Below are 14,968 nucleotides of genomic sequence, written 5' to 3' on the forward strand. Positions count from 1 at the left end.
CAGTGCCAAGCTTCTATAGAAAACCTGTCATCAAGTATCCGATCTTCGTGTTAATTGTTCTTGCGGTGGTCACAGTCCTCCTCAACCTTTATTTTAATTGGATCATAGGAGCGGTTGGTCTTTTCGTCCTTGCAGGTGTGCTCTACTTCTTAAAGTGGGCAGATACGCAAGTGCAGAAAGAGATTGATTCATATATTTCAACATTATCCTATCGAGTCAAAAAGGTTGGAGAAGAAGCATTAATGGAGATGCCGATTGGTATTATGCTGTTTAATGACCAGTATTATATCGAATGGACGAATCCATTTCTCGCTTCGTGCTTTCATGAAAGCACACTTGTCGGCAGATCCTTGTACGATACATTTGAGTCCATTGTGCCTCTTATTAAACAAGAGGTAGAGACCGAAAATGTAACGCTGAATGACCGGAAATTCAAAGTCATTATTAAACGATCAGAGCGCCTTTTATATTTCTTTGATGTCACGGAACAGGTGCAGATTGAACGACAGTACGAAAATGAACGAACGGTTTTATCTTATATCTTTTTAGACAACTACGACGATGTCACGCAGGGCCTTGATGATCAAGTGCGTAGCGCGATTAATAGTGAAGTGACGTCTCTTTTAAACAATTGGGCACAAGAATACGGAATTTTCCTGAAGAGAATTTCGTCTGAACGATTTATGGCGGTCCTAAATGAGAGCATTTTAGCTGAGCTTGAGGCGTCGAAATTCTCCATTTTAGACGAGGTCCGTGAGAAAACAGGGGCACATAGTGCTACGCTTACTTTGAGTATCGGGATTGGTGCGTCCGTTCCTTCTTTGAAAGAGCTTGGAGCACTAGCACAGTCGAGTCTTGACCTTGCCCTCGGACGAGGCGGGGATCAGGTCGCCATTAAACAGCCGAATGGAAAAGTGAAGTTCTACGGTGGAAAAACGAACCCAATGGAGAAACGGACACGCGTACGCGCACGGGTCATTTCTCATGCTTTAAAGGAAATTGTATCTGAAAGCGGTAATGTCATGATCATGGGTCATAAGTTCCCAGACATGGACTCAATCGGTGCATCCATCGGGATTTTAAAGGTCGCTCAGGCCAATGGAAAAGAAGGCTATATTGTCATTGATGCCAACCAGATTGGCGACAGTGTTCAACGCTTAATTAGTGAAATTAAAAATTATGAAGAGCTTTGGTCACGTTTTATCACGCCAGAGGAAGCAATGGAGCTTGCAAAGGATGACACATTGCTTGTCGTCGTGGATACACATAAACCGTCTCTCGTCATGGAGGAACGACTACTGAATAAGATTGAAAACGTCGTGGTCATTGACCATCATAGACGAGGCGAGGAATTTATCCGTGATCCTTTACTTGTTTATATGGAGCCGTATGCTTCATCTACAGCAGAGCTTGTGACAGAGCTCTTAGAGTATCAGCCGAAGAAATTGCGGATTAACATGATTGAGGCGACTGCGCTTCTTGCTGGGATCATCGTGGATACGAAGAGTTTCTCTCTGAGAACGGGGTCAAGAACGTTCGATGCAGCATCTTACCTTCGTGCAAAGGGAGCAGATCCTGTCCTTGTGCAAAAGTTTTTAAAAGAAACAGTCGATCATTACATCAAACGGGCAAAACTCATTCAGCATACAGAGCTGTATCAAAATCAGGTAGCCATTGCTTCATTACCGTCTGATAGGTCGGAGTATTATGATCAAATAACGATTGCCCAGACGGCTGATTCACTGTTGTCAATGAGTGAGGTAGAAGCGTCATTTGCTGTCGCTAGACGAGATGACGATACGGTATGCATTAGTGCCAGATCATTAGGGGATATCAACGTTCAAATTATTATGGAAGCACTAGACGGCGGCGGTCATTTAACTAACGCTGCTACCCAGATTTATGGTATAACCATTGAAGAAGCGGTAGGGAAGTTAAAGGCTGCCATAGACGAATATTTCGAAGGAGGGGTTCAAAGATGAAAGTCATCTTTCTAAAAGACGTAAAAGGCAAAGGGAAAAAAGGCGAAGTCAAGAATGTAGCTGACGGATACGCTCACAACTTTCTCATCAAACAAGGGTTAGCTGTTGAAGCAACTCCAACGAACCTAAGTGCATTGGAAGGGCAGAAAAACAAAGAGAAAAAGAATGCCATCCAAGAGCTTGAACAAGCAAAACAATTAAAAGAAACACTTGAGGCGTTAACAGTGGAACTCACTGCAAAATCAGGTGAAGGCGGCCGTTTGTTTGGCTCCATTACAAGCAAACAAATCGCTGATAAATTGCAAAAAGATCATCAAATTAAACTTGATAAGCGCAAAATCGAGCTGAATGATGCCATCCGTGCGTTAGGTTATACAAATGTACCGGTAAAGCTTCATCCAGAGGTACAAGCAACGTTAAAGGTACATGTGACAGAGCAGGCATAAGCAGAAAAGAACCCGTCTCACGAGGAGGCGGGTTCTTTTTTATGAAGGATCTGAAATATAGACGCTGCGTCCGGCACGCATACCGGATAAAAACATGAAAAATAGGATGATGATAAAGATGATAATTGCTGGTGTCCATGTATGTGTGAAATCAAAAAGGATACCGATCATGAATGGACCAACAGCGGCTAATAAATAACCGAGTGACTGCGCCATTCCAGAGAGGGCAGCTGCTTGTTCCATATGTCTTGTGCGCAATCCAATGAAGGTGAGCGCTAGACTGATACTAGCACCTTGTCCAATGCCGATCAATAGGACAGAGATGACAAGAATAGGTGTCGATCCTCCGAGAAGAAGTCCAATCATGCCGAGTAAATACACAAGGACAAGGCCGGCGACAAGCGGTCTTTGCGTTTTTAATTTTTCTGCAAGAACGGGCGTTAAGAAGGTGGATGGCAGACCAGCGAACTGCATAATGGACAGCATCCAGCCAGCTGTCGACAGGTTCATTCCATGTGATGTTAAGATATCAGGAAACCAAGCGATGCTGCTATAGAAAAGGAATGATTGCAAGCCCATAAAAAAGGTCACTTGCCATGCGACACGTGAGCGCCATATTGGCTGCTCTGTAAGAGAAATGGTTTTGACGGCCGCTGTATTCTGATGAAGAAGCTGCGGCGCCCAAACCATCATGGCGAGAAGGGCAAGTCCAGCCCATATAAGGAATGATGTATTCCAGCCGCCAGGCATCGTATGACTGAGCGGAACACTGACACCTGATGCAAGTGCAGCGAAGACGGACATTGAAGTCGTGTATACACTTGTCATCAAACCTGCATGTGCAGGAAATTTATGCTTCACAAGCCCCGGTAAGAGCACATTACAAATCGCAATTCCGACGCCGACTAGCGCCGTTCCAATCATTAAGAAGGTGATGGTGCCAAACGAGCGAATCACAATCCCAAAGAGAAGGACAGCAAGTCCAAGCCAGAGGGTTCGTTCATTGCCAAGGCGTTTTCCGATTTTAGGTGCAATTGGAGAAAGCAATGCGAATGAAAGCAGTGGTAATGTCGTAAGAAAACCTGCCAGTCCATTTGAAAGCTGTAAATCGGAACGAATCGCGCCGATAACAGGGCCAACGGACGTAATGGCAGGCCGCAGATTAAATGCAATGAGCAAAATCCCAGCAACCAGCAGGATGGTTTGTCCTGTACTGCGGGGATACAATGTTGATTTTTCTAGTTGTTGTTCCATGAATGTAAACTCCTTTATTTCTTTAAGAAGAACGATCTTTCTTCTGTTCAAGCTCCGCTAATTTAGCTAATAAGATATGCTGCGGCATATGCATAATTTGTTCTAATGGTACATTGAGTGATGCAGCAAGCTTTTGTGCGGTATCGGCTGAGATTTGTAAAGGTCTCATGCGCAAATCCCTCCTCTTTCAATCTATACGTTCCAATATATCATATCGGCTTTATGCCATGCTGATTAAAAATTAGTGTTCTTTTTGATAAAACCACTTTAGAGCCGATAAGAAATTTTTTTGAAATTGTTTCAGATGATGACCTTCCCCTTGTTCGATGTGATAGTGCAGCTGCGATTCCTGCATCCCTTTCTGTAATAAAAGATCATGCAGTTGTTTGGTGAATAACGGCATGTGCTGTTGAACCGATGTTTTGCCTTTCCCTTCTTCACTGCCTACAGACAAATAGACAAGGTGATCCACACACTGAATGCTTTGTTGTTTAGCAAACGGTAGAAAATCTTCATACCAAAATGACCCGGAGATCGATGCGATATTTTTAAAAAGATCAGGGTGCATGAATAAAGTATAAATAGCAAATAGCCCGCCTAATGAAGCACCTATGTGGCTATGCTCATGACTGATCTCTTGAACTGGATATTCTCTTTTGATATATGGGAGCAAGTCATTCGCTAAAAATGAAACATACGTCTGTGCCTCGCCTTTAAAGTCAGGAAACCCAGATTGCAGTGATGACGCCTTCCATGGTGTATATTCGTCAAGACGATTGAAGGGATGTATGCCGACAATGATGATTGGCGAGATGGTTTTGGCTTCGATCATTCTTTCGATCTCTAGCAGGTGTGTCCTAAACAAAGAAGAGCCATCTTGTACAAAGACGGCTGGAACATGAATAGAGGTGTCCGGTGGTAGGTAAATATCAAGCTGACGCCCGTTAAACTCGTCATATAGAAACGTTCCGTTCATGTGTCATCTCTCCTCCAAATTTTCAAGCTCCGCTGAAAAGAAGACAAAGGGCTGAAAATAAAAATCATTTTAGCCCTTTGTCATTCGTCACATCTTTTTTAGTTGTTTTGATCTAACCATTTCACGGCCTTATCAAGGAAGGTTGTCTTGCTTAGTGCTGTTCCTCCTTGAAGCATAGGGTCAACGGCATTTTCATTGATGTGCCCATTTTTCACAGCTTTTAGGCTTGTCCAAATTTTATTTTTCTCTAAGTCCTTCAATGCGTTCGGATTCGATGAGTTTTCCTCTTTAGAGAACTGAACAAAAATATAGTCAGGATTGAGTTCTCCTAGGCGCTCCAATGAAATCAATGCCTGTGCTTTGGCTTTTTTGATATCACTTGGTGCTGTAAAACCTAAGTCTCCATATAAGGTAGAGTTGAAGTATACGTCTTCAGGGTACACGTACAGGTCGCCCTGTCTAATGCGTAAAATGACAGCTGTTTTGTTGCTGCTTTTGTCTTTCAAGGTTTCTTTCGCTTGTTTGAGATCTTTCTGATAATCAGAGATGATGGTTTTGGCTTCTTTACTTTTTCCAGTCAGTTCGCCGAGTAATAATAGATTGCTTTCCCAGTCGGAAGAGACATGTGATACTGGGATCGTCGTTTGGACTTTATCTAGTTTTTTAATTGTTGCAGGCGGGAACTTGGTTGATCCAAGTATCACATCTGGTTTTAGTTTTAGGATTTTTTCTAGGTTCGGTTCTGTTTTTTCCCCGATGCCTTCTGTTTTCGCTGTGATGTCTTTAAATAATTCAGGGAAAGTGCCGCCTACAGTAGAAGCACCAATAGGCTCGATACCAAGTAATTTTGCATCTTCCATTGATTCTAGGCTTCCAGCAATGACGATTCGTTTCACTGGTGTTGTGAGTTTGTACGTTTGATCTAAGTATTTGATGTTTGTTTCTGCTGCTTCAGCTGACTTGCTTTTGTTTGTGTTTGAAGCAGGTTTATTTTCTGCAGCACCACAGGCTGCTGCGATGATCGTCATGATACAAAGGATAAGCAATGCGAACCATTTTTTCATTTGTTTTCTCCTTTAACTGATAATTGTTCTCAATTAAAGATTGTAGTAGTCTTTCGTCCTTTTATCCATAGACAATGATCTGTCAAACGATGGACTTTTTACGGAAAAAAAGATAAAAGGTCCTGAATGACTCGTTGATGACTGGCTGCTGTGTATTCACGCCAAGGGTCAGACGTAAGTGGATAGACTGCTTGCTGCGTCACAGCTTTGAGATTTTGCCAAGCCTCCTGCTGCTTTAATTTTTGATAAAAAGCAATGGTTTTTGGCTCCTTATGCAGGAAAAGGAAGATGGTGTCTGGATCTAGCTGTTGTATAGAGCGAATGCTGATTTTTTTTTCTATTAGCTGGCCGTCATTCTGAAAAGCTGGCTGAAGACCAATGTCTTGAAAAATCACTTCTGACATGGTGCGATTCACAGACAAATAGAGCTGATCTTGAAAGATACGAAGAGGCAGGATAGTTTTTGGTGGATGATCAAAAAGGCATGCCTTTTTTGCTTGAATGACGAGTTCCTCGTAATGAATCAGCCATTCTTCTGCTTCCTTCGCTTCGTTTAGGAACATAGCTGTTTGTCTGAATTGAGTGCGCCAATCCAATTGTGTGAATGGAACAAAGTGAACAGGACAGATGGTTTTTAACACTTGTTTTTCTTCCTCTGTCGCATGATCATTGGCAATGATCAGCTCAGGCTTTGTTTCCTTTAATAGCTGTAAATTGGCTTCAGCGTGCTCGTTGATCCGATGTGCACTCAGGTGAATCGGAATTTCTTCTGCATAATGCTCAAAATCATGTGCTGTCCATTTAGGGTGGAGAGGGGCAGCATATGGGATGATATGAATGGGTGTGAGCTGGCCGAGTATGGAATGGCCATAGGCTGCAATTTTCCGCTGCCGGCTTTTCATATAAGTAGAAGGGGTCATGCCCGTTTTTTTCTTAAAGATGCGGCTGAAGTAATACGGATCTTGATAGCCGATTTCCAGTGCAATGTCTTTGAGTTTTGCGCTGCCTTTTGCCATTAATTGTTTCGCTCTAGCCATCCTTTTCTTGGTGATATAATCAGTGACACTCACATCAAAATGCTTTTTAAATAGCTCACTGTAATGATTAGAGCTGATGCCAGCCATATGAGATAGACTTGTCAGGCTGAGGGGTTCTTCGGAATGTTGATCGATATATTGTTTTGTTTTGAAAAGGGCATGTGCTGTGTCACAAATATCTTCTTTATGCAGTGTGAAAAGCTGCATAATGAGCTGCTGAAAAAGAGTTTGGCTTCTAAAAAAGCTAATGGATTCAGGTCTTTGCCATTCCTCTGTCATATCGGACAGTAAAGAATGAATTTGTTCAATTGAGCTAATATCGATAAATTGCCATTTATTCAGTAAAGAACGGGCATGTTCCGTTGATACTTCTTCTATGTTTTGATCTTGCAGCGTGTAGAGCTGAAAGCGAAACAGATAGAGCTCGTGTTTTTGATAAGGCTCTGTTTTCAACATAAATGTTTCCCCAGGCATGATCGTATAGAGTGTCAGATGTTTCAATCGCCATTTTTGATCGTTCAATGTGAGTAAACCGCTGCCGCTTATGCTGAAGAGGAGGCAGAATGTATCTGATAGCTGCTGCTCTGTATGTGGAAGCTCTGCATTATTTATTTTTTCAGTATATGTTAATCGATAGATGAATTGTTCGGCATTTGCCAATGTACGTAATTGATTGTTGTTTCCCATAAAACCACCTGATCTCTTATTGATTGATAAACATTCTCAATTAAATTGTAGCAGAAAGAGCTGAAAGATGGTGATGTTTATTCTGTCAAAAAAGCACCCTGATGGAAATCAGGGTGCGATGATTTATTCCGTTTTTCCATGTGCTAGTGCAGGTTCTTTTGTTAAGCTTAATGGCCGCAAGTCCTGCCAGTGTGTCTGGATATAATCGATGCAGGCATTTCTAGTGTCTTCACCAAAGACCTTTTCCCATCCATCTGGCACTGGTGCAAATGATGGCCAAAGTGAATGCTGTCCTTGTTCATTGACAAGCACAAGAAATACACCGTCTTCACGATCAAAGGGATTTGTCATTTGTCATCTCTCCTTTATTCTTAGTGCTTTTGTTTGACTCGATGCAGTGTGTTGTCTAAGATGACACCAATTTCTGCTAGGGGTTTAGGCTGGCACATGTCTTTGTGCCGGCAATGAATGTCGTGTTGTTCGATTGTTCCGTTGATATAAGGCGCCCATGCTTCGGGATCAATTGGTGTAAACCAATCTGGGATAATGGTAGATCTAAAGAATAATATGTCTCCCTGATAAGTTTTTGGCTGATATTCTCCGAGCAATCGAACTGAATTCACATAGGTTTCTTTTAGATTTCTAATGGCATCTTCACTTAAGCTTGCTAGTGCACTGCCATCTTTTTTCAAAATGTCGACGGCACTTTTCATCGTGAGCGGTTCACCTGTTAAGGTATCTGGATCATAACCGCCGAGCGCAAGAAGAGCAATTAGTGCTTCTTCTTCATCAGGTGCTTCTTTAATCGGTAAGAAATGGTTTGGATAGGCATCCAGCATCGCAACGAGTGCGATTTCTTCACCTTGCTGCTGGAGCTGTGTAGCCATTGCCTGTACAACGTTTCCACCTAATGACCAGCCAAGAAGATGATAAGGACCTTTTGGCTGAATTGTTTGGATGTGCTTGATGTAATCCGCAGCCATATCATCTAGTGTGTGCGGGTAGTCATCTTTTCTTGCGATTCCTCGTGCCTGTAATCCATAAATAGGGATGTCTTTCTCTAATGTATTCAAGAGACCGGCATAGCACCAGCTAAGACCACCTGCTGGGTGAACACAGAAGAGAGGATACCTTTCTCCATTTGTTCGCAGCGGCAGCAAGATTTCTAGTGCGTTTTCATCGCTTCCTGTTTCTAGTTTCTCTGCCAAACTTGCCACATTTGGTGCTTCAAACAATGTTCCGATACTTAGTTTGACACCAAGTGCATCACGAATGCGGCTGATTAAACGAACTGCAAGCAGTGAATGCCCACCAATGTCAAAAAAGCGATCGTCTATGCTGATTTTAGGCAAATCAAGCACCTCTTCAAAGAGATGACATAGGATTTCCTCTTTCGGATTTCTTGGGCCGCGCCCATCCGCTTGCTGTAAATGCAATTGAGGGGCCGGCAGTGATTTTTGATCAAGCTTCCCGTTTGCTGTAAGCGGCATGGCGTCAATCTGTACATATGCTGCGGGCACCATGTAATCAGGAAGACTGGCTGCCGCAAAATGACGAAGGGCTTCAGTATCGAAATGGTCTTCTTCCGTTGTGACGATATATGCAACTAAGCGCTTGTCACCAGGCTGATCCTCTCGCATTATGACGGCCACTTGTGCAACTGCATCATGGCGTGCCAGAACAGCTTCGATTTCTCCAAGTTCAATGCGGAAGCCGCGTATTTTAATTTGATGATCAGCTCTGCCAATGTAATCAAGAGCCCCTTCTTCTGTCCAGCGCGCAAGGTCGCCGGTACGATACATCCTTGTGCCAGGTGCTCCATATGGATCGGCAGGGAATCGATCTGATGTCAGGTCAGGTCTGCCTAGATAACCTCTTGCAAGGCCAGCTCCGGCTACATACATTTCACCTGTTGTCCCAGGGGGAACAGGCTGTAGGTATTCATCAAGTACGTAAACGTGTAAATCAGGAATCGGTTCGCCGATTAAACTGCTGGAGTTCTTTGTGATCATGTCTCGATTGAGTTCATTATACGTAACGTGTACGGTGGTTTCTGTAATGCCGTACATGTTAATTAGCTTTGGCTTACAGTCTGAGTGACGGCTGTACCAATCTTCTAATCTGCTAAGCTCTAATGCTTCACCGCCAAAGATGACATAGCGGAGTGATAATGCTTGGCCTAGTGTTTGTTGTTCCTTGTCTATCTGCATGAGCTGATAGAAGGCAGAAGGTGTTTGATTAAGCACAGTTACCCCTTCCTCGACTAGAAGCTGCAGCATCTCTTCAGGAGAGCGAGAGATGGTATGAGGTACAATGACAAGACGGCCGCCATATAAAAGTGGTCCCCATATTTCCCATACTGAAAAATCAAAGGCATATGAATGGAACATTGTCCAAACATCTTCTTCATCAAAATGGAACCAATGTTCAGTAGATGTCAGAAGACGGATGACATTTTGATGTGGGATGACCACTCCTTTTGGTTTCCCTGTAGAACCGGATGTATAAATAATATAGGCCGGATGCAGAGAAGATAGCGGTTCAATTCTGTCTATATCAGCCGGATTATGATTTGGCATAGTCAGCAATTGATCGCTCGTTTCTTTTTCGTCTAACAAAATCAAATCGCAATCAGCAGGGAGATGCACTGCATCTGCTTTTGTTGTGATGCTGCAAACTGGTTTGGCATCTTGTATCATGTATGCCAGCCTGTCTGCTGGATAGTCAGGATCAAGCGGAACATAGGCTGCGCCTGCTTTATGAACGGCTAATAAGCTTACGAGCATGTCGATTGATCTAGGCAGGGCAAGTGCAACGAACTGTTCTGGTCCAACGCCTCTTTGTATTAATAAATGAGCAAGACGATTGGCTTTGGTGTTTAACTCAACATAGGTAAGCTGCCTATTGCCATACGTTACAGCCACTCGATCAGGATATTGCTGCGCCGTTTTTTCAAATAAGGCCGGGAGATTATATGCTTGGTCTAACTGAGCAATTGTCTTTTTGTCAGGGAGAAATGTTTGACGCTCTTTATCTGATAAAATGTTCACTTGACCAATCGGCACTTGTGGGCGCACAGTCACTTCAGTTAAAAAGCGCTTCATTCTGTCAGCGATTGCTCGAATGGTGCTTTCTTTAAATACATCTGTACTGAATTCAAACAATCCTGTTAAACCTGCTGCTGACCCAGTTTCAGTTCTTTGTTCTGTTAATTCGATGGTCAGATCAAATTTAGCTGACCCTACTGGTTTCACGTAGAGGTCTGAGTCAAGTTGTGTCAGCTTCATTTCCGCCTTCGGTGTATTTTGGAAGGCAAGCATGACTTGGAACAATGGATTTCGTGATCTGGATCGGGTTGGATTTAGGATTTCGACTAGCCGTTCAAATGGCAGATCCTGATGCTCATAGGCTGCTAAGTCAACGTCTCGCACTCGCTTCAATAGCTCACTAAAGGTTGGATTACCATCTGTATTGGTACGTAATACTAGTGTGTTCACAAACAAGCCCACAATATCGTCAAGTGCATCGTCATTCCGTCCAGCAATCGGACTGCCGATTGGGATATCTGTCCCCGCTCCAAGGCGTGTCATTAATGCTGCAAGTGATGCTTGAAGCACCATGAACAAACTCACTTGATGCTGTTTGGCAAGCTCAAGGAGGTTCTGATGTAAAGCGGGTTCAATCGTAAAGTCTATCGTCGCACCGTTGAAGCTTCCTTCCTGTGGCCGCGGGAAGTCATAGGGAAGCTCAAGTTCTTCAGGCAAGTCATGTAAGGCACCTTTCCAATAGTTGAGCTGCTTGGCAAATAGACTATCCGTCTCTTCTTCACTGCCCAACAGCTTTTGCTGCCAAATAGCATAGTCAGCATATTGAACAGGTTCTGCTGGCAAGGAGATAGATTTTCCTTGTATACGGGCTTCGTAAGCAGCAGCTAAGTCTCGCGTTAATGGTGCAAGTGACCAACCGTCACCAGCGATATGATGCAGCAATAGAAGCAGTACGGATCGGTTTGTATCAAGCGTGAATAATTCTGCTCGCAGTGCAGGTTCTTCTTCAATTTTAAAGCTATAGCGAATGGCTTCGTTTAACTGACTCTCAATTTGTTGATCGGTTGAAGCTGTGACATGGAGTTCAGGCTGGACACTTTTCGGATGTAAAATGACCTGTCTTGGCATGCCGTTCTTATCTGGAAAAATGGTTCTAAGGGTTTCATGTTTTTCAGTGATATCTGCCAGAGCACCAATTAGAGCTGTTTGATCTAGTGTACCTGTCAGTTGAATGACAAGTGGAATATTGTAAGTTGGACTTGGCCCTTCAAGGCAATGAAGGAACCAGAGCCGTTTTTGGGCAAAGGATAATGGAATTTCATCTGGCTTGTCTTCAACCTGAAGCGGCGGCCGAATGTCCTTCGCTTTGTCAATATGCTGCGCAAGATCAGCAACCCGAGGCGATTCAAAAATGGTACTCATGCTTAGGTCTGCGCCAAGTGTATCGCGTATACGTCTAAGCAGGCGAGCGGCGAGTAAGGAATGTCCTCCTAAGTCAAAGAAACTATCATCTATGCCAATTTGAGATAGGCCAAGGGTTTCTGCAAATAAACTACATAACATGTCTTCTTGTGGTGTTCTAGGTGTCCGCTCAGAACTAACTAAAGACATATTTGGTATTGGTAATGCTTTGCGATCGATTTTGCCATTTGGCGTAAGTGGAAGTTCTGGCAAAACGACAACAGCAGAAGGTACCATGTAATCAGGAAGTAATGAAGCCACAAACTGTCTGAGCTCTGAAGGGTGTAGAGAAGAGCCATCTGTCAGCACAACATATGCACAAAGCAGCTGCTGCCCAGGTTGATCCTCACGAACGATAACAGATGTATGCTTAATGGCTTGGTGCTGCATCATCACGGTTTCGATTTCACCTAGTTCAATACGGAAGCCGCGGATTTTAATTTGATGATCGGCACGGCTGATATAATCAATCGAACCATCTTCACGCCATCTGGCTAAATCACCGGTACGATACATTCTCGTGCCTTTTGTGCCGAATGGATCAGCGACAAAACGTTCAGCCGTTAAATCGTATCGTCCAAGATATCCTCTAGATACTCCTTCACCTGCAATATAAAGTTCACCGATTGATCCTGCTGGGACTGGGTTTAGTCCTTCATCTAAAATGTAAATGCTCGTATTCCAAATGGGTTTACCGATTGCCGGCCCGCTATTCTCTCGATGTGCTGTGACATTTTCCATCGTAGACCAGATCGTCGTTTCTGTAGGTCCGTACAAATTGGTAATGTCGCATTGAAGAGATTGCAAGGTATGCAAAAGGGAGGCAGGGAGTGCTTCTCCTCCAACAAGAACTCGCATACCTGTAATCACGTCAGGATATTCATCTGCCAATGCATGCCACAACGTTGGTGTTGCCTGCATGATGGTGACATGATGAGAACGAATCATGTCTGAAAGCTTTGCTGGTTCTTGTATGGTTTCTTTTTTTGCCAATAAAATAGCAGCGCCATGTAAAAGCGGGAGGAACATTTCCAGCCCGGAAATATCAAAGGCAATGGTCGTTACCGCTAAAAGCTGGTCTTCTTGATCTAATAAAAATGAATCTTGCATGGACAATATAAAGTTGATCACATTTCGTTTTGTTACAACAACACCCTTTGGTTTGCCTGTCGATCCTGATGTGTAGAGGATGTAAGCTGGGTGATGTGGAGAGCCCTCGCTCCAAGTCGGATTGAGATTTGGACTGTCTGCTATCTCCTGATGAACAGTTAAATCATCCAGTTGAACGATGTGCGGGTGGTCCAAACCGTCTGCTGTCTCTTTGACTGTGAGCAAGCACGCAGGTTTGGCATCTTCTAGCATATAGGCGACTCGATCGTTAGGGTAATCAGGGTCTAATGGCAGATATGCAGCTCCCGTTTTGACGACGGCTAATAGACTTACGACCATATCGATGGATCGAGGCAGAGCAATGGCAACAAATTGTTCTGGTCCAATACCATGTTTTTTCAAATAATGAGCTAATTGATTAGCCCGCTGATTCAACTCTTCATAGGTCAAAGTGATTCCTTCAAACTGTAATGCTTTTGCTTGTGGCGTTTTGCTCACCTGTTTTTCAAACAGTTCCCGTAAAGATCCCTTTGGTAATTCTCGTTTTGTATCATTCCAGTGCTTGAGAATGGTCTCTTTCTCTTCAGACAAAAGAAGGTTGAATTGACTGATCGTTTGATCTTGCTCTAGTCCGGTTATTTCCTCCAGCAATTGAAGGAAATGCTGCTGATGAGCGTCAACTGCTTGCTCTTTGTAAACGGCAGGGTTTGCATCAAAGTCGATTTGAAAACCGTTCCCATCCGCGCGGTCGTATATGTTGATCGATATATCATCCACGGGTCCTGCTGAAAGATTATGTGCTTGACCCATGCTCTGATCGAACATGAGATCATAATCAAATGGCATGATATTGATCTGCGGGCCAAATAATCGCTGATTTCTTCCGATAAGCTTAAAGTCTCTCCGCATGTCCTCGTGACGATATCTTTGATGAGGGCGAATGGCTTTTAGTTCATCAGATACTTGGCGAACAAGTGCTGATAGCGTCATTTCTGGTTTGCATGTTAAACGAAGCGGTACCAGGTTCATGACCATTCCGGGTGTTTGTAAGGCGCACGATCCAAGGCGCATCATCACAGGTAATCCTAAAACAATATCATGTGCACCAGTCATACGATGCACATATAAAGCGGATGCAGCAAGGATCATTTCATGCCACGTACCACCGAAGGCTGGAGCATTTTTTTTCATTTTGCTTACCTTTGCGGCATCGTAGCTAGCCGTTTTTCGGATAAAATGATCCGACGTTCTTGGAGCAAGCTCAGCAAGGCTGACAATTTCAGGTTGATCAGCAAAGCGATTTTTCCAAAACGCTTGATCATCTTCATATCGATTGGACTGTTGATAGGTGAGCTCCTCTTGGACTACGTCATGTAAGGATCCAAATGTTTGAGGGGGCATAGGTGTCCCTTTCGATAGGGATGAATAGACCTCAGCAACACGACGCGCAATGAGCGAAAAGGCGAATCCATCAATGGCAATGTGATGAATGCGCTGATACCAGATAAATCGATCGTCAGCAAGTTGAAAAAGTACTTCACGGAATAATACATCTTTCTCTAAAGAGACTGGCGTTGAAAGGTCTGCCTTCATCCATGCTTTAGCCGCATCAAGCGGCTGTTTTTCATTTTGTAAATTGATAAATTGAAATGGAATCTCTTTCTTAGATGTCAACCATTGCTTTGGACCGTCAGTATCCTCAACGAAGCGCATATACAAGGAATCTGCTTCTAAGACAGTCTTTCTAATGGCTGCTTCAAAGTGTATGGGGTCAATAGGACCTTTAATATCTATATACTCAGCTGTATTGAAAATAGGATTAGATGGATCAAGCTGCTGCGCATACCAAATGCCTGATTGGGCACCGGTTAGTGGGAATGAATCGACTGGCTGGATCGACAAGG

General features: G+C 43.5%; 9 protein-coding genes. 2 read left to right on the forward strand and 7 right to left on the reverse strand.

The genetic code is table 11. The features are described 5' to 3' along the window. Window positions 1-2: 2 nt before the first annotated feature. Complete coding sequence (locus tag V6Z54_RS07525) at window positions 3-1,982, forward strand: DHH family phosphoesterase (protein ID WP_338527859.1); 1,980 nt, start codon at window positions 3-5, stop codon at window positions 1,980-1,982. Then, window positions 1,979-2,428 (forward strand): 50S ribosomal protein L9, encoded by a 450-nt coding sequence (rplI, locus tag V6Z54_RS07530; RefSeq protein ID WP_008359128.1) that lies wholly within the window; start codon window positions 1,979-1,981, stop codon window positions 2,426-2,428. Before V6Z54_RS07525 ends, rplI begins: the two co-directional genes overlap by 4 nt. Window positions 2,429-2,467: 39 nt before the next feature. Here the strand turns inward: rplI and V6Z54_RS07535 are convergent, their stop codons facing one another. The 7 genes from V6Z54_RS07535 to V6Z54_RS07565 form a co-directional block, all read right to left on the reverse strand. Beyond that, the gene (locus V6Z54_RS07535; protein WP_338527860.1) at window positions 2,468-3,682 is read right to left on the reverse strand and encodes an MFS transporter; all 1,215 of its coding nucleotides are present in this window, start codon (window positions 3,680-3,682) and stop codon (window positions 2,468-2,470) included. A gap of 22 nt (window positions 3,683-3,704) precedes the next feature. Next, window positions 3,705-3,851: a YycC family protein gene (locus V6Z54_RS07540; protein WP_064498621.1), complete on the reverse strand. Its 147-nt coding sequence runs from the start codon at window positions 3,849-3,851 to the stop codon at window positions 3,705-3,707. 72 nt (window positions 3,852-3,923) lie between these two features. Next, window positions 3,924-4,658, reverse strand: a complete 735-nt coding sequence (locus V6Z54_RS07545) for an alpha/beta hydrolase-fold protein (protein ID WP_041089409.1) — start codon at window positions 4,656-4,658, stop codon at window positions 3,924-3,926. Between the two features lie 98 nt (window positions 4,659-4,756). Continuing rightward, window positions 4,757-5,722: an iron-hydroxamate ABC transporter substrate-binding protein gene (locus tag V6Z54_RS07550; protein WP_269102955.1), complete on the reverse strand. Its 966-nt coding sequence runs from the start codon at window positions 5,720-5,722 to the stop codon at window positions 4,757-4,759. 98 nt (window positions 5,723-5,820) lie between these two features. After that, window positions 5,821-7,446: a helix-turn-helix domain-containing protein gene (locus V6Z54_RS07555; RefSeq protein WP_269102954.1), complete on the reverse strand. Its 1,626-nt coding sequence runs from the start codon at window positions 7,444-7,446 to the stop codon at window positions 5,821-5,823. Between the two features lie 123 nt (window positions 7,447-7,569). After that, window positions 7,570-7,797 carry an MbtH family protein gene (locus V6Z54_RS07560; RefSeq protein WP_025093680.1) on the reverse strand — a complete coding sequence of 76 codons (228 nt, stop codon included), beginning with the start codon at window positions 7,795-7,797 and terminating at the stop codon, window positions 7,570-7,572. Between the two features lie 20 nt (window positions 7,798-7,817). Continuing rightward, a complete protein-coding gene (locus V6Z54_RS07565; protein WP_338527861.1) occupies window positions 7,818-14,966 on the reverse strand; it encodes an amino acid adenylation domain-containing protein in 7,149 nt (2,382 codons plus the stop codon). Window positions 14,967-14,968: the final 2 nt, after the last annotated feature.

It is taken from the genome of Bacillus sp. MAG717A, assembly GCF_036884855.1.
GTDB classification, from domain to species: domain Bacteria; phylum Bacillota; class Bacilli; order Bacillales; family Bacillaceae; genus Bacillus; species Bacillus safensis.

Excerpts from the sequence above, each read along its gene's own strand:
- rplI (WP_008359128.1), top strand. The coding sequence starts at position 1,979 with ATGAAAGTCATCTTTCTAAAAGACGTAAAAGGCAAAGGGAAAAAAGGC.
- V6Z54_RS07535 (WP_338527860.1), bottom strand. The coding sequence starts at position 3,682 with ATGGAACAACAACTAGAAAAATCAACATTGTATCCCCGCAGTACAGGA.
- V6Z54_RS07540 (WP_064498621.1), bottom strand. The coding sequence starts at position 3,851 with ATGAGACCTTTACAAATCTCAGCCGATACCGCACAAAAGCTTGCTGCA.
- V6Z54_RS07545 (WP_041089409.1), bottom strand. The coding sequence starts at position 4,658 with ATGAACGGAACGTTTCTATATGACGAGTTTAACGGGCGTCAGCTTGAT.
- V6Z54_RS07550 (WP_269102955.1), bottom strand. The coding sequence starts at position 5,722 with ATGAAAAAATGGTTCGCATTGCTTATCCTTTGTATCATGACGATCATC.
- V6Z54_RS07555 (WP_269102954.1), bottom strand. The coding sequence starts at position 7,446 with ATGGGAAACAACAATCAATTACGTACATTGGCAAATGCCGAACAATTC.
- V6Z54_RS07560 (WP_025093680.1), bottom strand. The coding sequence starts at position 7,797 with ATGACAAATCCCTTTGATCGTGAAGACGGTGTATTTCTTGTGCTTGTC.